Raw genomic sequence first — 18443 nt, forward strand, 5'->3', positions numbered from 1 at the left:
CCTTCCCGGATGCCCCGACTACCATCGCTTCTGACGCTCGGCCTCGCGGCCGCCTCGCTCGCTGCGGCCAGCCAGGCCGCCCCGGTCGAGACCCGCCCGCCGACCACGGCCTACAAGCCGGCGTTCGAAGGACAGACCCGCGCGCCGGAGGAGAGGCTCGGCGTCGCATTCCGTCTCGAGGTAGTCACCGAGGGACTGAAGTTCCCCTGGTCGCTGGCGTTCCTGCCCGACGGCCGGATGCTGGTGACCGAGCGCAGCGAAGGCAAGCTGCGCGTCGTCGGCAAGGACGGGGCCCTGTCTCCGACGCCGGTGGGCAACGTCCCGGCGGTGTTTTCGCAGGGCCAGGGCGGCCTGTTGGAAGTGGCGCTCGACCCGGCGTTCGCGAAGAACCGCCTCGTCTATCTGAGCTATGCCGAGCCGCAGGCCGACGGGACCAACAACACGGCGGTCGCGCGCGGCAAGCTGGTCGATGGACCGACGCCGCGGCTCGATGGGGTGACGGTGATCTATCGGCAGGCGCCGTCGCTGGCCTCGCCCCTGCACTTCGGCGGCCGGCTGGTTTTCGCGCGCGACGGCAAGCTTTTCGTCGGCCAGGGCGAGCGGTCGATCCCGGCCGGCCAGCGCCAGGCGCAGGACCTCGCCAGCCTGCTCGGCAAGGTCGTCAGGATCAACGCCGACGGTTCCGTTCCGAAGGACAACCCGTTCGTCGGCCGCCCAGGCGCGCGCCCGGAGATCTGGAGCTACGGCAACCGCAATGTCCAGGCCGCAGCCCTGCACCCGCAGACCGGTGAGTTGTGGGCGGTCGAGTTCGGGCCCCAGGCCGGCGACGAGGTCAACATCCTGCGCAAGGGCAAGGACTACGGCTGGCCGACAATCAGCTATGGCGTCAATTACGGCCCGGCCAGAACGCCGATCACCGGCGGCGAGACACAGCGCCCGGGTATGGAGCAGCCGCTGTATTACTGGGATCCGACGATCGCGCCTTCCGGGATGATCTTCTACACCGGCTCGCAGTTCCCAGCATGGCGCGGCAGCATGTTCATCTCTGGCAAGCGGCCGCAGGGCCAGCCGGGCGGCGCGGTCACGCGGCTGACCTGGAAAGGCGAACGCGTCACCGGCGAAGAGCGGCTGGAAATTCCGGGGGAACCGGTCAACTGGCGCGACATCCGCCAGGGTCCTGACGGCGCGATCTACCTGCTCAAGGACGGCGCGAACGGCCAGATCGTGAAGCTGACGGCGCGCTGAGCCCGGCGCGGGGCTAAGCTCTCAGCGTCGCCCCGCCATCGACATAGAGGTCGGTCATGGTGATGTGGCCGGCCCGGTCGGACAGCAGGAAAACCACCGCCTCGGCGATGTCCTCCGGCTGGGCCAGCTTGCCCAACGGGATGCCGGCCTTGAACACCTCCGGTGCGCCGGCGATCACCCGACCGGCGCCGTCGCCGTCGGCCCACATGCCGGTCTGCAACGGTGTCAGGGTCGAGCCCGGCGCGACGATGTTGCAGCGGACGCCCTTGGGCCCGAGTTCCAGTCCCAGGCAGCGGGTGAACATGGTCGCCGCCGCCTTGGATGCGGCATAGGCGGCCATCGCATGGCGTGGAACGCCAGCGGCATTTGAGCTGACGGTGACGAAGCTACCCCGCCCGCGCGGCCCCATCCGCCGCGCGGCCGCCCGGCCCAGGTGAAAGACGCCATCGGCGTTGACGGCGAACACGCGCCGCCATTCCTCGTCGGGGGTGTCGGCGACGAGGGTCGTCGACAGCACGCCGGCGACGCTGGCCACTAGGTCGATGGGGCCCAGCTCAGCCTCGATCCGATCGAACAGCGCTTCCACTGCCGCCCCGTCGGCGACGTCCAGCGGCTCGACCCGCACGCCGGGCGCGGCGACGGCGGTCAGCGCGTCCGACGGAAGGTCGGTGGCGACCACCTCCGCGCCCTCAGCCCGCAGACGATGCACCACCGCCGCGCCGATGCCGCCGGCCGCGCCGGTCACCAGGGCGATCTTGCCGTTCATGAGAGTTCCTCCTCGAACCCGCGCATCCGCTGGTCCAGCGCCGGGGCGATCAGCGCGCTCGCAGCCGGCCCGGTCAACTGCGGATGCAGGAACGGAACCTCGACGACGTCGAGATTGGGGGCGTAGGGGCGCCAGAGGTCCGGCGTCAGGGGCCGGTCCTGGTGATCAAGCCCGGCGCGCACGTGGGTCGTGACACCGCCAAACGCCCGGTGACGATGCTCGCGGACCAGCCGGTTGGTGTCGAGCACGACGCGGATCACGCCGTCCAGCGCCGCCTCGGGCAGGCCGCCGAGCGGGCTGTCGCCGGCCCGCAGGAAGCCTACGATGGCCTCGCGGGTGCGCAGGGTCGGATGAGCCTGCGGGTCGTAACCGGCGATGGCCAGCAGCGCGCGGAGGGCGTCGACCGGGTCCGGCTCCGGTTCGGCGCGCCAGCACTCGGCCGGATAGGAATCCAGCATCGCCATCAGGCCGACCTTGTGACCCTTGCCCTCCAGCCGCGCCGCGACGGCCTGGGCGAGGATGCCGCCCACCGACCAGCCGGCCAGGTGGATCGGCCCCCGCCCGGCCGCGGCGACGATGCGGTCGGCGTAGAGCGCCGCCAGGGCGTCGATGCTATCGGGCAGGCGCGACGTCGGGTCGAGGGCCGGCGACTGCACGCCATAGACCGTCCGCTTGGGCGACAGAGACCGCGCCAAGGTGCGATAGCCCCAGGAGAGGCCGCCGGCCGGATGGATCAGGAACAGCGGCGGCAGGTCTCGGTCACCCTCCGCCAGCCGGATCAGCAGACCAAGGCCGCTGTCGAAATCGAGGGTCTCGGCGTCCAGCAACGCGGCAAGGTCGGCGACACGCGGCTGGTCGAACAGGGCGCCGAGCCCGGGATCGCGGCCGAACCGCTCGCGGATCGCCAGCAGGGCGTTGACCGCCGACAGGGAGTCGCCGCCGAGCGCGAAGAAGTCGTCGTCGGCGCCGGCCGGCCGGCCGAGCCCCAGGACCTCGCCGAAGATCTCGGCCACCGCCTTCTCGCTGGGCGTGCGCGCGGGTCGCTCGTCGCCCGCCACGAACACGGGCGCCGGCAGCGCCCTTCGGTCGAGCTTGCCGTTGGAGGTGGTCGGCAGGACGTCCAGCGAGACAACGGCGGCGGGCACCATGTAGTCGGGCAAGTGCGCGGCGAGCTTCGTTTTGAAGGCGGCACGCTCGTAGGCCGCCGCCGGGACGACATAGGCCACGAGACGCTTCTCGCCGGGACGGTCCTCTCGCGCCAGCACCGCGGCCTCGCGCACCAGACCAGTGGCCGCGATGGCCGCTTCGATCTCGCCGAGTTCGATGCGCAGGCCGCGCACCTTCACCTGATGGTCGTTGCGGCCGAGGAAGACCACTGCCCCGTCGGCCCGACGGCGGGCGACGTCGCCGGTCTTGTAGAGCCGCTCGCCCGGGTGGTGCGGATCGGCGACGAACCGCTCCGCCGTCAGGTCGGGGCGGCCGAGATAGCCGCGGGCCAGCTGGACGCCGCCGAGATGGAGGTGGCCGGTCATACCGGGCGCGACCGGGCGCAGCTGCTCGTCCAGGATAACCAGGCGGGTGTTCCAGACTGGCCAGCCGATCGGCACCGGACGGGAGGCGTCGTCGCTCGAGGCCGGCCAATAGCTGACGTCCACCGCCGCCTCGGTGGGGCCGTAGAGGTTGTGAAGTTCGGCGTTCAGGGTGCGATGGAAACGGTCGCGCAGGTCGGCCGGCAGTTCCTCGCCGCTGCAGAAGACATGGGCGACGGACAGTCCCTGGGCGGCCGGGTCCGACAGGAAGGCGGCCAGCATGGAGGGCACGAAATGCAGGTCGGTGATCGCGTGGTCGCGGATCAATCCGGCGATGGCTGCCGGATCACGGTGCGCGCCAGGCGGCGCGACCACCAGTTCGCCGCCGCCGATCAGCGCCAGGAAGAACTCCCACACCGAAACGTCGAACGTTGCCGGCGTCTTCTGCAGGATCCGCGTCTGAGCGCCGGTCCCGTACTGGGCTCGCATCCAAAGCAGGCGGTTGACGATGGCGCGGTGCTCGACCAGCACCCCCTTCGGCTCGCCGGTCGAGCCGGAGGTGTAGATGACGTAGGCGGCGTTCCCGGGCTCCGGCCCCTGAAACGGCCCCTCGCCTTCCACCGGCCAGTCGGCTGGGGTCAGCAGTCGCTCGCCGAAAAGGCCACCGATCTCCGCCTGCGCCAGAACGACGGCCGGCTGGGCGCGATTGAGGATCGTCGCGATCCGCGTCGGCGGGTGGTCGAGATCGAGAGGCAGGTAAGCGCCGCCGGCCCGCAGGATTGCGACAAGACCGATCACCAGTTCCAGCGATCTCGGCAACGCCACCGCCACCAGTGTCTCGGGCCCGACGCCCCGCGCGGCCAACGCGCTTGCCAGGGCCGCCGTGCGGCGATCGAGGTCCGCATAGGTCAGCGTCTGCCGGCCGAACGTCAGGGCGGGCGCATCCGGGCTCGTCCGCATCGTCCGTTCCAGCAGGGCGGCGAGGGTCACGTCCAGGACGGGATGCGCGGTGGCGTTGAAGACCTCCAGCTCGCGCGCCGCCTCGGCTGGAGTGGCGATGGGGATGTCCGCCAGGGTCGCGGCGTCCAACGCCGCATCGAGGAAGACGGCCAGCCGCTCGCCGTGCGCTGCGGTTTCCTCGGCGTCGTAAAGGTCCGGATTGGAGTCCACCTCCAGCGTCAAGGCCGGCGCCGCGTCGCCGCGGAAGGTGAAGCTGATGTCGTCGACGGGCCCTGTGCTGAGCACATGCACGGCAGCGTCGAGGCCCTGGAACCTCGGCGGCTGGTCGAAGGGAAGGACGTTGATCAGCGGGCCATAGAGCCGCCGCGTTCCGCCCAGCCGGCCGACGTCGCGGCGGAGCTGTTCGGCGCGGTAGCGGCCATGCCGGCGCAGCTTGGCCAGTGCTCGCGACGCCTGGACCAGGGCCTCGTCCAGCGGCGCGGCCTCGTCGGGCGCGAGACGCAACGGCGGGACGTTCATCACCATCGCCGGAACGCGAGCCGACGCGCTGCCTAGCCGGCCCATGTATGGCGCGCCGACCACAGCCTCCTCCGCGCCGCTGAACCGGCGGATATAGGCGGCGGTCACGGCGGTCAGCAGGTCTGGCCAGGAGACGCCGGCCGCGGCGGCCCGGGCCTGCAGCCGGGCGGTCACGGCCTGCGGCAGCCGGCGCTCGACGCGATGGAAGCGATGGGCGGTGACGGCGCGGCCGGCGGCGAGGCTGACCACCTCCGGCGCATCAGCCATCAGGTCGCGCCAATAGGCGCCGTCGGCCGCGCGCTTGTCGGAGCTGCGATAGGCGGCGTCCTCATCCCACACCTGGCGAAGCGGCCGCAGCGGCTCGCCGGCCGCGGATCCGCCGCACGCGGCGCTGTAGAGTTCGGCCACGCGGTTGGCGAACAGCACCATGCCGAAGCCGTCGGTGGTCAGGTGGTGGGCGCGCAGATACCACTGACTTCGGCCCGGCCCCAGGCGGAAGAGGAAATTTGCGGCAAGGGGCCCCTTGCCGAGGTCGGCCGGCGCTTCGTGGTCCAGTCGGCGGCGCAGGGCGGCTTCAGCCTCGGGATCGGCATGGCCGGCGAGATCGATCACTGTCAGCCGCGGCGCCAGCGCCGGGTCGACGACTTGCCAGACCTGTCCGTCGCGTTCCTCGAAGCGGAGGCTGAGGCTCTGCGCCTCGACCGCCGCCTGGTCCACGGCGGCCTGGAAGGCGGCGACGTCCAGTTCACCCGTCAGATCGACGTAGTGGGCGGTGTTGAAGATCGGATTGGTCGGGTCGAGCTTCTGGGCGAACCACAGCCCCGATTGCGCCTCGCTCAGCGGCGCGTTCTCGAGCCCCTCGGACACTGAGATCAGCCGTTGGCGGCGCGCTGGGCGGCGATGCGCCGCTCGACCACCGCCCACCAGCCGGCCAGGGTGACATGTTCGGCCAACTCACTGAAATCGAGCGGCACCGCCTCGCTCCAGGCCAGCGACAGGTTCAGCGCCCGCAGAGAATCCACGCCCAGGTCGATCAGGTTGTCGTCGTCGCCGATGTCCTCCGGCGCCTCGTGCAGCACCTTGGCGATATCGGCGCGCATCCGCTCGATCGTCAGGGTCTCGAAGGTCAGCTCGTCGCTCATTTCAGGCGGCCTTCGATCTCGTCGGTGGTCAACACACCGCCACAGACCCCGGCGGTCCAGGCGATGGCCCCCATATGCTTCTCCCGCGAGAAGTCGGCCAGGGCGTCGGCGGCCAGGAACGGCTCGATGTCGCGCTGGAAGGCCTCGGCGGCGGTGAGCTGGCAACCGATGTGGGCATAGACGCCGCAGACCACCAACTGGTCGCGCCCCCGCGCCCGCATCAGGGTGTCGAGATTGCTACGCTGGAATGCGCTGTAGCGGTGCTTGGTAAGGACGAAATCGCCCTCGGCTGGCGCCAGGTCCTCGACGATATCCTGGTGCTCTGGCAAGCGGCTCATGCCCGCCCCCCAGAAGTCGGCCTGCAGCCCGCGGTCGCGGCGATCCTGGTCGCCCTTTTGCGCCGTGTAGAAGACGGGGACGCCCGCCGCGCGGGCGGCCGTCGCGAGCCGGCTGATGTTAGCCACCAGAGCCGGGATCGGCTCGGCCGTTAGATCGAATGGGCGCAGGAAATAACGCTGCATGTCGTGGATCAGCAGGGCCGCGCGGGCCGGATCCAGCGTCCAGGCGGGGCGGACAGGCGGGATCTCGACGGCCGTCGGCATGGCGTAGGGCGCGACCTTCGGCAGGCCCTTGGGTCCACTCATCGTTTGGCTTCCTCGGCCAGCAGCCGCTCTCGCAGCGCGGCGCGCAGCTCCTTGCGGCTGACCTTGCCGACGGCAGTCACCGCGAAGTCCTCGACGAAGACGATCTGGTCGGGGACCTTGAAATCAGCAATCCCTCGCTTGCGCATCCAGGCTTTGATTTCGACCGCACGCGGCGCAGTGCCGGCCGGGATGACGAACGCGCAGGTACGCTCGCCCAGATACGGATCGGGCGCCGACACCACGGCGGCGTCGAACACGGCCGGATGCGCCAGCAGGTGATCCTCCACCTCCTCGGCGGAAATCTTCTCGCCGGCCCGGTTGATGTGGTCGGTGGCCCGGCCCATCACCACGAGATAGCCTTCCGGCGTCCGCTTCACGACGTCGCCGGTGCGATAGAAGCCGTCGTCGGTGAACGAGCGCGCGTTTGCCGCCGGCTCGTTGTGGTAGGCGCGGATCGTGTAGGGACCGCGGGTCAGCAGGTCGCCCGCCTCGCCTTCCGGGGCCGGCTGTCCGTCCTCGTCCAGAATCCGGATCTCGTCGTCGGCGCTGATGGGGCGGCCCTGGGTCTCGACGATAATCTCTTCCGGGTCGTCCAGCCTTGTGTAGTTGACCAGGCCCTCGGCCATGCCGAACACCTGCTGCAGAGTGCAGCCCAGGATCGGCCGGACGCGGCGCGCGGCCTCCGGCAGGAACTTCGCGCCGCCGACCTGGAGGACCTCCAGGCTGGAGAGGTCGTGCGACGTCGTCGGCGCGGCCTGCAGCCAGAGCAGCGCCAGCGGCGGCACCAGGCCGGTGATCGTCACCCGCTCACGCTCGATCAGTGGGAAACAGGCATCGGGACTGGGGGACGCAGCCATCACGACCGTCCCGCCGGCGCTGAGGACGCCGAAGTATCCAGGTGAACTCATCGGGAAGTTGTGCGCTGCCGGCAGCGCGGTCAGGTAAACGCTGTCCGCCGTCAGGCGGCAAATCTCAGCGCTGGCGCGGATGCTGTAGAGATAGTCGTCGTGGGTGCGGGGGATCAGCTTTGAGAGTCCCGTCGAACCGCCGGAAATCTGCAGGAACGCGACGGCGTTGGGATCGGCGTCAGTGGTCGGCAAGCGGCCGGCGTCGGCGTTGAACCCGTCAAAGGCCACGAACTCCTCCGCGTCCCCAACCACCACGACGTGGCGGATCGCCGGCACGCCCGCGTTCAGCTGGCGGGCCAGCTCGCGATAATCGAAACCGGCGTGCTGGTGGGCTATCAGGTAGGCGCTGGCCTCGGACTTCTCCGCGAAGTGGCGAATTTCGGTGATCCGGTGAGCCGGCAGGGCGTAGACCGGGACCAGCCCGGCACGGAACAGGCCGAACACCGCCGAGAGGAACTCCGGGATGTTGGGCAGTTGCACCACCACTCGCTCGCCTGGCTGCAGCCCAAGCGCGAGGAACCCGGCCGCCGCCGTCTCAGCCCTGGCGAGCAGCTCGGCGTAGGTCCAGCGCTGGTCTCCGCCGACCGCCGCGACGGCGTCCGGTCGCGCCGCGGCCTGGGCGCGCAGGAGGTCGCTGAAGGTTTCTCCGCGCCAATAGCCTTTGCGGCGATAGGCGGCGGCCAGATCGTCCGGCCACGTTTGCGCAAGGGGCAGCATCAGGCGCCGTGATCCAGGCGCTGTCCCGCCTCGTCAATACCGAACGCGCGCAGCATGGCCTGGAACTTGGCCGAGGTCTCGGCCGCCTCGCTCTCGGGGATTGAACCCTCGACGATGCCGGCCCCGGCGTAGAGGCGGGCCCGGGAGCCGGCGACCTCGGCGCAACGCAGCGACAGGTACCATACGCCGTCGCCGGCCGCGTCGGTCCAGCCGACCGTGCCCGCGTAGAAGCCGCGGTCGTAGCCTTCCAGGTCATGGATCAGCTGGGTGGCGGCGTCGCGCGGCGAGCCGGCGACCGCAGGCGTCGGGTGCAGGGCGGCGGCCAGTTCAGCGCTCGACACTTCATCCGGGCGTTTCAGCCGCCCTTTGATCCAGGTGCCGAGGTGCCACATGGTGCGGGTCGAGATCAGGTCGGGGGCGCCGGGAGCCGACAGTTCGCGGCAGTAGGGCGCGAGGGTGTCCAGAATCGCTTCGACGACAAGGGCGTGTTCGCGCTGTTCCTTGTCCGACTGGACGAGCCCGGCCCGGGCCGCGACGTCCCGGGCCTCATCGTCGCTGCGGCGGGCGGACCCGGCAAGCGGATGCGACACGACCTTGTCGCCGACCCGGGAAACCAGCAGTTCGGGCGAAGCGCCGATCAGGCGGCGCATGGTCCCGTCGGGGGCGCGACCCAGCGGGGTCGAGAACCGCACCGCGCCGGGGTCGCCGCCGACCCGGGCGGCGAGGGCCTCGGCGTCGATCGGGCCCTCAGCATCTAGGACAAGGCTGCGGGACAGGACGACCTTGTCCATGCCGCCCGCGTTCGTCGCCAGCACATTCAGCGCGCGCGCGACCCCTTGCTTATAGGCTTCGACGCCGGGCTCGGGCGTGACCCGCCAGCGGCCGACGGGGGTCGGACCCGGCGCGGCCAGCGGCGCGTTGGCCACTGCGGCCGGCTGGAAGATGACGTCGTCGGCTTGGCGGTCGAACGGCAGCGCCCCGACCAGTAGAGGAACCCCCTCAGCAGTACGGAAGAACTCGCGAACCCGCTCAGCAAGGGTATGGGCAGGCCCCGGCTCGAGGCGCCGCGCGAGACCCTGGGTCAGCAGCCGTCGTTCGGGCGCGGCCAGGGTGAAGGCCCAGGCCAGAGCCTCGGCGCTTTCGCCGTCCTCGATGGCGTCGATCTTCACCTGGCGGTCCTGTACGCGTCACGCTGGCGGCGAGCCGCGGGCGTTGCCCCCGGCGCCGGTCGTTGTTAAGTCTCACTCGCAACAAGCTGTTAGCGTGGCTTTCCTTCGCGGAACCTGACAGCGGCATTACAATGCCGGCAAAACCGAAACCAAGGCAGGCATGCGGGTTCTGATCATCGACGACGAGGCGCGAACCCTCGCCTTCATCGCGCGCGGCTTCCGCGAGGAGGGACACACCGTCGACCAGGCGGGGGATGGGACGCGCGGATTCGAGCTCGGCCTCACGGGGGATTACGACGCCATGGTGGTCGACCGGATGCTGCCCGGCATGTCCGGCATTGAGCTCATCCAGGCTCTACGGAAGGAAGGCGTGGCGACCCCGATCCTGATGCTTTCCGCCGTGGGCGCCGTGGACGACCGGGTGGAAGGCCTCCAGGCCGGGGCCGACGACTATCTGCTGAAGCCGTTCGCATTCTCGGAATTGTCGGCGCGCGTGCAGGCGCTAGGCCGCCGGCCGCCGCTCGCAGCGCAGCCAAGGAGTTACGTCGTCGGCGACCTCGAGGTCGACGTCGCCGCCCATCGCGCGGTACGGGCCGGCAAGGCGATCGACCTCAGCCCTCACGAGTTCAAGTTGCTGACCTTTCTCGCCCAGCACGCCGGGCAGGTCGTGACCCGCACCATGCTGCTCGAGACCCTTTGGGGCTTCCACTTCGATCCCCGGGCCAACATCATCGACGCCCACGTCAGCCGCCTTAGGGCGAAGGTCGACCGCGGTTTCGGCGCTGAGATGATCCATACCCTGCGGGGGGTCGGCTATGTCCTCCAGGCCCCGCAGTAGGCGCCCGACGGTCTGGTCAACGGCCAGCCTGCGGCTGGCGGCGGCGATCTCGCTGATCCTTGCCCTGGGCGGCGCCGTCCTGATGATCGGCCTGGACTACGGCCTAATCCGCTCGGCCGAAGCCGAGATCCGCGAGGATCTGGTGCATCAGATGGCCGTGATGCAGGCCGACGCCGAACGCCTGGGCGGGCAGCGCCTGATCGGCATGCTGGAAAGCCAGGCGCGAAACCGCGAGGCGCGACGCTACCTGTTCCTGGTCGAGACGCGGAACGGTCGCAGCTTCAGCAACGGGTTGGCGCGGATCGCCGTCAACGAACAGGGCTTTCGGGTCAACCTGCCGTCCAAGGCGCGCCCCGCCCGCTGGCCGGACCAGCGGCCCAACATGCTGATCCTCAGCCGGCGGACCAGCGACGGGACCTTGCTGGCCATCGGCCGCGACATTCAGCATCTCGATATCCTGAGACGCGGCGTCCATGGCTTCGCCCTGTGGACCGGCCTGGCCATCATTGCCCTGGCGCTTGCCGTCGGCCTAGGGGCCGGTCTTGTGCTGCTGCGGCGACTGGAGGGCGTGAACCGCGCGGTCGAGCGGATCATCGCCGGCCGGTCGGGCGAGCGGCTACCCGCGATTGGCCTCGGCCGCGAGTTCGACGGACTGGGCGCCAACCTCAACCGCATGATCGAACGCCAGGAGGCGGCGATGTCGGCCCTGAAGTCGGTCTCCGAAGCGGTGGCGCACGACTTGCGCACGCCCCTTGCCCGCCTGCGTAACCGGCTGGAGGAAGCCCGCACCGGCGCCGATCCGGCAACCGCCATCGACGACGGGCTGGAGGAGATCGACCGCTTGAGCGGCCTGTTCGACGCCCTGCTGGACCTGGCCCGGACCGAGGGCCGGGCGGGCCAGGCCGACCGCAAGCCGTTCGACGCAGCGGAACTCGCCGCCGCCACGGCCGAAATCTACCGTCCCGTGATCGAAGAAGCCGGCGGGACGTTGCGGATCGCGACACGCGGTCCCCTCCCCGGCCGCGGCGACGCCCCGCTACTGCAACAGGCTCTGGCCAACCTCCTTGAGAACGCCGTCGCCCACGGCGGCGAGGGGCCGAACATCACCGTGGGCGCCGAGCGACGGGGGGAGCGTCTAGCCCTCTATGTCGCTGACCGTGGCCCCGGCGTGCCGGCCGACGAACGGGAGAAGGTGTTGGGCCGCTTCTATCGGATGGACCGGAGCCGCTCGGCGCCGGGCTCCGGGCTAGGCCTGACGATGTGCGCGGCGGTGGCGCGTGCGCATGGCGGCGAGATCGTGCTGGCCGACAACGCCCCTGGCCTGCGTGCGGAGTTGCTGATCCCGGCGGAATGACGCATCGGTGGCGGTCATGAACGCCCCGACCATAAACACGCTGACCGTCGATCCCGCCTTCGCCGCCCTGGCGCCCGAGATGGCTGCCTGGCGGCGCGACATTCACGCCCATCCCGAGCTATCCGGCGAAGAGACGCGGACCGCGGCCCTGGTCGCGGAGACTTTGCGAGGCATGGGCCTTCGGCCGCACACAGGCATCGGCGGAACCGGGGTGGTGGCGGTGGTCGAGGGCCGGGAGCCTGGCCCCTCCGTCGGATTGCGAGCCGACATGGACGCCCTGCCAATGCCCGACCACAGCGGGGCGGCCCACGTCTCAAAGACGGCGGGCGTCAGCCACGCCTGCGGTCACGACGGGCATACGGCGACGCTGTTGGGTGTCGCGCGACGGCTGGCGGCCCAGCCGCCGGCCCGCGGCCGGGTGGTTTTGATCTTTCAGCCCGCCGAAGAGAACGGTCTCGGCGCCCAGGCGATGATCGAGGACGGCCTGCTGGATCGCTTCCCGCTCGACGAAGTCTACGCCTACCACAACATGCCGCTGCTGCCGTTCGGACAGGCGGCGGTGCGCGTCGGCCCGACCCTGAACGGCTACCGGATATGGGAGATCGAGGTGAGCGGCGTTGGCGGCCACGGCGCCGCTCCGCACAAGACGACAGACCCGCTGCAGGCCGCCGCGCGGATCGCCACGGACATCTCCGCCATCGTTGGCCGTCACATCGACCCGATGGAGCCGGCGCTGATCACTGTCACGAAGCTGCAGGCCGGGGCCTCGCACAATGTGGTGCCGCACGAGGCGAGCTTGGCCGGCACTCTGCGCGCCACGAGCCCTGAGGTGATCGCCGAGCTATGGTCGCGCCTGGAGGCGATTTGCGACGGCATGGCCCGCACGACGGGCTGCACCGTGAGGCCGAAGGTGACGGCCGAAGTCCCGCCCTGCGTCAACGCTCCAGAGCAGGCCGCACTCGCCGCCCAGGCCGCGAGCGAGGTGCTCGGCGCCGGCGCGGTTGCCCGCGACCTGCGCCCCTACCCGTTCACCGACGACTTCGCCTACCTCTTGCAGCGGACGCCGGGGGCCTACCTGTTTCTCGGCCAGGGCGGGCCGATGGTTCACCAGTCGGTCTATGACTTCGACGACGCTCTCGCGCCGGTCGCGGCCTCCGTGCTCATGCGGATCGTGGAGCAACGTCTGGACTAGCCGCAAGAGTGTTTGCTTTTGCGAATGGCTCGCAGTAACACGTGCAAGTCTAGCTTTGCCGGCCGGTTCCGCAGGAGTTTCATGAGCATTTCGAGGCCCGACCGCCGGCTCGTCTTTCTGGGCGGCGTGGCCACGTGCCTGACTGCCTGCAGGCGGACGGAGGGCGCCCGGACCCCGGCGCGGCTGACCGACCTTTCGGGTCGGCCGGTGAAGGCGGCCCCAGGCGGCAAGTTGGCGATCGACGATGGGCGCTACCTGATCGCCCTTGCGCTGATCCATCCGGACCCGGTGTCGGCGCTGGCCGCGTGGTCGGGCGACGTGAACAGGATCGGCGCGGACATGTACAAGGCCTACGTCGGAAAATTTCCGGCGCTCGCGAGCCTGCCGAAGGTCCCGCCCTCGAACGAGGCGTTCAACGTCGAGGCCGTGCTCGGCGCCCGGCCATCCACGGCCGTCGTTTCGCTGGGTAACGGCCCGACCGAAGCGCAGATCGCCCAACTCGATGCGGCCGGGGTCGGCGTCGCCTTTATCGATTTCTTCTCCCACCCGTTCGAGAACCAGCCGAAGAGCCTGACCCTGCTCGGCGCCCTCACCGGCCGGACGGAACAGGCGGCGGCGTTCAATGAGTTCCGCAAGGCCAAGCTGGACGCCATCGCCGCTCGGGTCGCGCAGATCCCGACTGATCACCGGCCGACGGTGTTCCTGGAGGCGCATGCCGGTCTCTCGCCGGACTGCTGCAATTCGCCCGGATCGGGCAATGTCGGGGACTACATCAAGTTCGTTGGCGGCCGGAACATCGGCGCCGACGTTCTGAAACAGCCGTTCGGTAAGCTGAACCTGGAATATGTCATCGAGCGGGACCCGGACGTCTACATCGCCACGGGCGGGCCGCACCTGGCCAAGGCAGGCGGGTTCGTCGCCGGGCCGGACTTCACGCCGGAACAGGGCCAGGCCGGTTTGCGCAAGGTCGCCTCGCGCCGCGGCATCGCCACGCTGAAAGCCGTGCGCGAGGGCCGTGTGCATGGCCTGTCGCACCAGCTGATCAACTCGCCCATCGATGTGGTGGCGATCGAGGCGCTGGCCCGCTGGATCCACCCCGAGCTGTTTTCCGACCTCGATCCGGCGAAGACCCTTGCCGAGATCAACAACCGTTTTCTCGCCGTGCCTTACGCCGGAGCCTACTGGGCTGACCTGGCGAAGGCTTGATTGAAGGAATTCAAAGTGATCCTGCGAAACGTCATCGTCGCGATCGCCGCTGCCGCGGCCACCGCCGCGACCGCCGCTCCTGTCGTGGAGAAGAGCATCAAGGCCGACCCGGGCGGTCTTTATCAGCTGGTGTTCAATCCGGCCGACAAGTCGGTCTACGTGGCCGCGACCGGCCAGCGGGGCGCGAACAACGCCGCTGTCGTGAAGTTCGACGCGGCCAGCCTGAACCGTTCCGGGGCGATCGACGTCTCGGCTAATCCGGTGTTCGGCCTCGGCATCAACACCCGCACGCAGACACTGTACGGCACCGACACCCGCAGCGGACAGCTGGTGCTGATCGACCTCAAGACCGGCAAGTCGGTGGCCAACCTGAAGCCGGCCTCCGAGAAGCCGCCGCACGTGCGTGAGATCGTCCTCGATGAGGCGGCCGGCAAGGCCTACATCTCGGTGGTCGGCGGCGCGCCTGAGGCCGGCGACAACAACATCTGGGTGGTCGACGAGGCGAGCCGCAAGATCGAGCGCGTCATCACCGTTCCGACCAACCGGATGACCGGTCTCGCCATCGACGCCGTCGGCAAGCGGGCCTTCGTCACGGGCCTGGGGGCGCATGAAGTGGTCGCGGTGAACCTGACGAACGGCGAGGTCATCGGCCGCTGGCCTTCCGGCGGCCAGGGCCCGGTCAACGTCGCCTACGACGCGGCCGGAAAGCGACTGTTCGTGACCAATCAGGGTTCGGGCGAGCTGACGGTGCTGAACGCCGACACCGGCGCCTTGCTGAAAAACATCCCGACGGGCGCCGGGGCGCTGAGCGTGGCGGTAGATCCGCGGCGCAACCATGCCTACGTCGCTAACCGCGGGGCCGGAACGCTGACCGTCGTGGATACGCGCAACTATGCGGTGGTCTCGAACCTCAATACCGGGACCTTGCCGCAGTCGCTGGCGCTGGATCCGGCGACCGGGCGGGTTTTCGTGACCAATAAGCGCCGTGGGCTGCCGCGGGGTGCGCCGGCCGGGACGCCCGTGCCGGAGGATCCGGCCGGCGATACGCTGACGGTCGTGCGTCCGTGATGCACGACTAGAGAACCGCGTCGACCAGCACCTGGATCATTCCCTGGCTGCAGGGTTCGACGCGGGCTCTCACCTGGTAGACCTCGGCCAGCATGGCGGGGGTGATGGCGTCGGATGGGGCGCCGGTCGCCGCGAGGCGGCCGTGGGAGAGGACCAGCAGCTGGTCCGAGGCGCGGGCGGCGGCCTGGAGGTCGTGGAGCACCATGACCACCACGGCGCCGCGCTGGCGGGCGTAGAGGCGGGCGAGATCGAGGACCTCGTGCTGATGGCGCAGGTCGAGGGCGCTGGTGGGTTCGTCCAATAATAGGACTTTCGGGCGTCGCACGAGGGCCTGGGCGAGGCCGGCGAGCTGCTTCTGGCCGCCGGAAAGCTGGTCGATGCGCTGGAGGGCGAGATCCTGGGCGCCGACCTCCCGGAGCGCGGCCAGGGCCTGGCTGGCGGCGTCCCCGACCAGGGCGGTCTCGTCCGGAGCGCTGGCCTCGAGGGCGGCGATCACCGTTTCCAGCACCGACAAGCCGACGCCCTGGGGCAGGGCCTGGGGGACGTAGGCGACGCGCCGGGCGCGCTGGCGCAGCGGCGCGCCATTCAGTTCCTCATTGTCCAGACGGACGGAGCCGACGGCCGGAATCAGGCCGGCGATGGCGCGCAGCAGGGTGCTCTTGCCGGCCCCGTTCGGGCCGACGAGCGAGGTCGTGGTGCCGGCCGCGAGCGGCGGCAGGTCGATGGCGTCGACGATGCGCTTGCCGCCGTAGCCGGCGCTCAGGGCCGTGACCTGAAGCCCGCTCATCCGCGCGCGTTCCGAAGGATCAAGACGAGGAAGACCGGCACGCCGATCACGGCGGTGACGATGCCCACGGGCAGAAGCGCTCCGGGCACCAGGGTCTTGGAGGCCGTGGAGGCCAGGGACATCAGGAGGGCGCCGGAGAGCAGGCTGGCCGGAAGGAAGATGCGGTGATCCTCGCCGACCAGCAGGCGGGCGATGTGCGGCGCAACGAGGCCGATGAAGCCGACGACGCCGACGAAGGCGACGGCGGCGGCCGAAAGCAGGCTGGCGCGCAGCAGCGACATGAACCGCAGCCGGCCGGCGTCGACGCCGAAGCTCATCGCGCGGTCCTCGCCCAGCCGCAGGGCGGTCAGCGAGCGAGCGGCCAGCAGGGAGAAGGGCGTGACCAGCAGGACCACTGCGCCCATGATCGCCACGGCGTTCCAGGTCGCCCGGGACAGGGAGCCCATGGTCCAGAAGACAAGCTGCTGCAGCGCTTCGGGCGACGAGACGAACTGCACCAAGGCGGTGGCGGCGTTGAAGGCGAACACCAGGGCGATGCCAAAGAGGACGATGCTCTGCACCCCGCCGCGCTGGGCCCGGGCCAGGACCTGCAGCAGCAGTACCGAGCCCAGGGCGAAGACGAAGGCGTTGAGGGTGGTCAGCAGGCCCTGCGGCGCGGCCGCCAGGCCGACGCCAAAGACGATGGCCAGGGAGGCGCCGAAGGAGGCGGCCGAGGAGACCCCGAGTGTGAAGGGGCTGGCCAGCGGGTTGTTGAGCACCGTCTGCATCTCGGCCCCCGACAGCGCCAGCGCGACGCCGACCAGGGCGGCCATCAGGGCGTAAGGCAAGCGGATCTGCCAGACGATGGCCGACTCGGCGGGGGACAGCACCGACGGCTCGAAGAGACCGCGCAGCACCCGGTCCATCGGCAGGCTGGACGGGCCGGTGGCGAGATCGAGGGCGAAGGCGACAACGCAGGCCAGCGCCAGGCCGATGACGACCAGCCGCCGGCGAGCCTTGGCGGCGCGGTGGTCGCGCAGCACGGGGCTGGCGGCAAGCGCGGAGTCGGCGGCGGCGTCGATCAAGGCTAAGAAGGCCCCGGTTCCTGAGATCGGATCGCAATACAGCGTGCGCGCCGGCTCCACTAGGGTTGAGGGAAATTCTGATGGCCGCGCGGATTGCGAGCGACTGGTCGGCGTTGCAGCCGCCGGGTCAGCTGAGCCGCCGGGTCCCGGCGGCGGACGGCTATGGCTATGAGCTGATGCTGGCGGTTCCCGACGTGCCTGCGCCGCCCGCCGGGCATCCGGTGATGGTGGTGCTGGACGGCGGCCTTCATTTCCAGCTGGTGGCCGGCGCCGCCGCGGCCCTTGCCCGCCGCACGGCCAAGACCGGAGTGGCGCCGCTGGCGGTGGCCGGGATCGCCTTCGAAGGCGCGCGACATGATTCGCGGCGCCGGGCCTGGGACTTCACGACCGGCGAGCCGGCGGCGCCGGAGACGGCGCCACATCCGGGGGGCGGCGGCGAGGCCTTCTTTGATTACCTGACCGAGAGGGCCATGCCGGCCTTTCAGGCCGCGGCCCCGCTGGACTTGTCGCGCGCGGCCCTGTTCAGCCATTCGCTCGGCGCGCTATTTGGGCTCTATGCCCTCGGCCGGGCGCCCGGGCTCTTCCGCGCCTGGACGCTGATCAGCCCGTCGCTGTGGTGGACGCCCGGGCTGGCGCTGACGGCAGCGACGGCGGCGAGCGGCCGCGACCTCTCGGTCCACCTGGCGTGGGGGGAGCGCGAGGCCCAGGCCGATCCCGACCGTCGGGCGATGGGGCGGCGGGCCGCCGAGGCCCTGCAGGGGTTCGCGGCGGTCCTTGCGCCGGGCGCGGTGACCGGCGGCGAGCTCGTCGCCGAGGACCACGGCTCCAGCCCCTTCGCCGCCTGCCCGGCCGCGCTACGGGCGGCGGTCGCGACCCTGGCGCGTGGCCAATAGGACACGGCGCGGCAGAGCCTGCATAAAACTTCACAGTTGCGAGTGATTTGCGTTGTCATAGCCAGAACGTGCAACTAAGAACGTCTCGCAACTGGCCATGACGGGTGGCCGCGTAGAGGCCTATTTATGCAATACGAGAAGACGGCGCCGGTACAGGCGCGGGCGAAGCGGGCGCTGGGCGCCGCCGCCGTGGCCAGCCTGGCAGGCCTCATGATGGCGCCGGTCGCCGTCGCGGCTGACGCCGCCGACTCCGCCGACGACCAGCCCTACACCGTCACTGGGGTCGATGTCCGTGCGCAGCACGACCAGCCGCAATCGAACAAATACACCGCGCCGCTGCTCGACACCCCGCAGACGATCACCGTCGTCTCCGGCCAGACGATCCGCGCCCAGCAGTTGCTGAGCCTGCGCGAGATCCTGTCGACCCAGCCGGGGATCACCT

General features: G+C 70.3%; 15 protein-coding genes and 1 pseudogene. 8 read left to right on the top strand and 8 right to left on the bottom strand.

Annotation, left to right across the window (positions count from 1 at the left end; translation table 11 throughout):
• Window positions 1-9: 9 nt before the first annotated feature.
• Complete coding sequence (locus tag ACILRF_RS03805) at window positions 10-1245, top strand: PQQ-dependent sugar dehydrogenase (protein WP_395670939.1); 1236 nt, start codon at window positions 10-12, stop codon at window positions 1243-1245.
• Window positions 1246-1258: 13 nt separating this feature from the next.
• Here the strand turns inward: ACILRF_RS03805 and ACILRF_RS03810 are convergent, their stop codons facing one another.
• From ACILRF_RS03810 to ACILRF_RS03835, 6 genes are read right to left on the bottom strand one after another with little or no spacing between them, the layout of a single operon-like run.
• Entirely contained in the window at window positions 1259-2011 is a 753-nt protein-coding gene (locus ACILRF_RS03810; RefSeq protein ID WP_395670940.1) for a 2,3-dihydro-2,3-dihydroxybenzoate dehydrogenase, read from the bottom strand.
• Entirely contained in the window at window positions 2008-5886 is a 3879-nt protein-coding gene (locus tag ACILRF_RS03815) for an amino acid adenylation domain-containing protein (protein WP_395670941.1), read from the bottom strand. The genes ACILRF_RS03810 and ACILRF_RS03815 overlap by 4 nt, the downstream gene beginning before the upstream one ends.
• Before the next feature lie 5 nt (window positions 5887-5891).
• A complete protein-coding gene (locus tag ACILRF_RS03820) occupies window positions 5892-6161 on the bottom strand; it encodes a phosphopantetheine-binding protein (protein WP_395670942.1) in 270 nt (89 codons plus the stop codon).
• A complete protein-coding gene (locus tag ACILRF_RS03825; protein ID WP_395670943.1) occupies window positions 6158-6805 on the bottom strand; it encodes an isochorismatase family protein in 648 nt (215 codons plus the stop codon). The genes ACILRF_RS03820 and ACILRF_RS03825 overlap by 4 nt, the downstream gene beginning before the upstream one ends.
• Window positions 6802-8430: a (2,3-dihydroxybenzoyl)adenylate synthase gene (locus ACILRF_RS03830; protein WP_395670944.1), complete on the bottom strand. Its 1629-nt coding sequence runs from the start codon at window positions 8428-8430 to the stop codon at window positions 6802-6804. The genes ACILRF_RS03825 and ACILRF_RS03830 overlap by 4 nt, the downstream gene beginning before the upstream one ends.
• Window positions 8430-9599, bottom strand: coding sequence for an isochorismate synthase MenF (locus ACILRF_RS03835; RefSeq protein WP_395670945.1), 1170 nt, complete (start codon window positions 9597-9599; stop codon window positions 8430-8432). The genes ACILRF_RS03830 and ACILRF_RS03835 overlap by 1 nt, the downstream gene beginning before the upstream one ends.
• Window positions 9600-9759: 160 nt before the next feature.
• Here ACILRF_RS03835 and ACILRF_RS03840 point away from each other — a divergent pair, with 160 nt between their 5' ends.
• From ACILRF_RS03840 to ACILRF_RS03860, 5 genes are all read left to right on the top strand, one after another.
• Window positions 9760-10437, top strand: coding sequence for a response regulator transcription factor (locus ACILRF_RS03840; RefSeq protein ID WP_395670946.1), 678 nt, complete (start codon window positions 9760-9762; stop codon window positions 10435-10437).
• The gene (locus ACILRF_RS03845; protein WP_395670947.1) at window positions 10415-11791 is read left to right on the top strand and encodes an ATP-binding protein; all 1377 of its coding nucleotides are present in this window, start codon (window positions 10415-10417) and stop codon (window positions 11789-11791) included. The genes ACILRF_RS03840 and ACILRF_RS03845 overlap by 23 nt, the downstream gene beginning before the upstream one ends.
• 16 nt (window positions 11792-11807) lie before the next feature.
• Window positions 11808-12983: an amidohydrolase gene (locus ACILRF_RS03850; protein WP_395670948.1), complete on the top strand. Its 1176-nt coding sequence runs from the start codon at window positions 11808-11810 to the stop codon at window positions 12981-12983.
• 81 nt (window positions 12984-13064) lie between these two features.
• Window positions 13065-14189 (top strand): ABC transporter substrate-binding protein, encoded by a 1125-nt coding sequence (locus ACILRF_RS03855; RefSeq protein ID WP_395670949.1) that lies wholly within the window; start codon window positions 13065-13067, stop codon window positions 14187-14189.
• Window positions 14190-15257, top strand: a complete 1068-nt coding sequence (locus ACILRF_RS03860; protein WP_395670950.1) for a YncE family protein — start codon at window positions 14190-14192, stop codon at window positions 15255-15257.
• A 7-nt stretch (window positions 15258-15264) separates the two neighbouring features.
• Here the strand turns inward: ACILRF_RS03860 and ACILRF_RS03865 are convergent, their stop codons facing one another.
• Window positions 15265-16044 (bottom strand): ABC transporter ATP-binding protein, encoded by a 780-nt coding sequence (locus ACILRF_RS03865; protein ID WP_395670951.1) that lies wholly within the window; start codon window positions 16042-16044, stop codon window positions 15265-15267.
• The gene (locus tag ACILRF_RS03870; RefSeq protein WP_395670952.1) at window positions 16041-17108 is read right to left on the bottom strand and encodes a FecCD family ABC transporter permease; all 1068 of its coding nucleotides are present in this window, start codon (window positions 17106-17108) and stop codon (window positions 16041-16043) included. The genes ACILRF_RS03865 and ACILRF_RS03870 overlap by 4 nt, the downstream gene beginning before the upstream one ends.
• Window positions 17109-17188: 80 nt before the next feature.
• Between ACILRF_RS03870 and ACILRF_RS03875 the strand changes: the two genes are divergently transcribed.
• Both ACILRF_RS03875 and ACILRF_RS03880 read left to right on the top strand, forming a co-directional pair.
• Entirely contained in the window at window positions 17189-18001 is an 813-nt protein-coding gene (locus tag ACILRF_RS03875; protein ID WP_395670953.1) for an alpha/beta hydrolase, read from the top strand.
• A 126-nt stretch (window positions 18002-18127) separates the two neighbouring features.
• Window positions 18128-18443, top strand: a pseudogene (locus ACILRF_RS03880) (TonB-dependent siderophore receptor); the annotation flags it as partial.

Source organism: Phenylobacterium sp. (assembly GCF_044236515.1).
GTDB lineage: Bacteria > Pseudomonadota > Alphaproteobacteria > Caulobacterales > Caulobacteraceae > Phenylobacterium.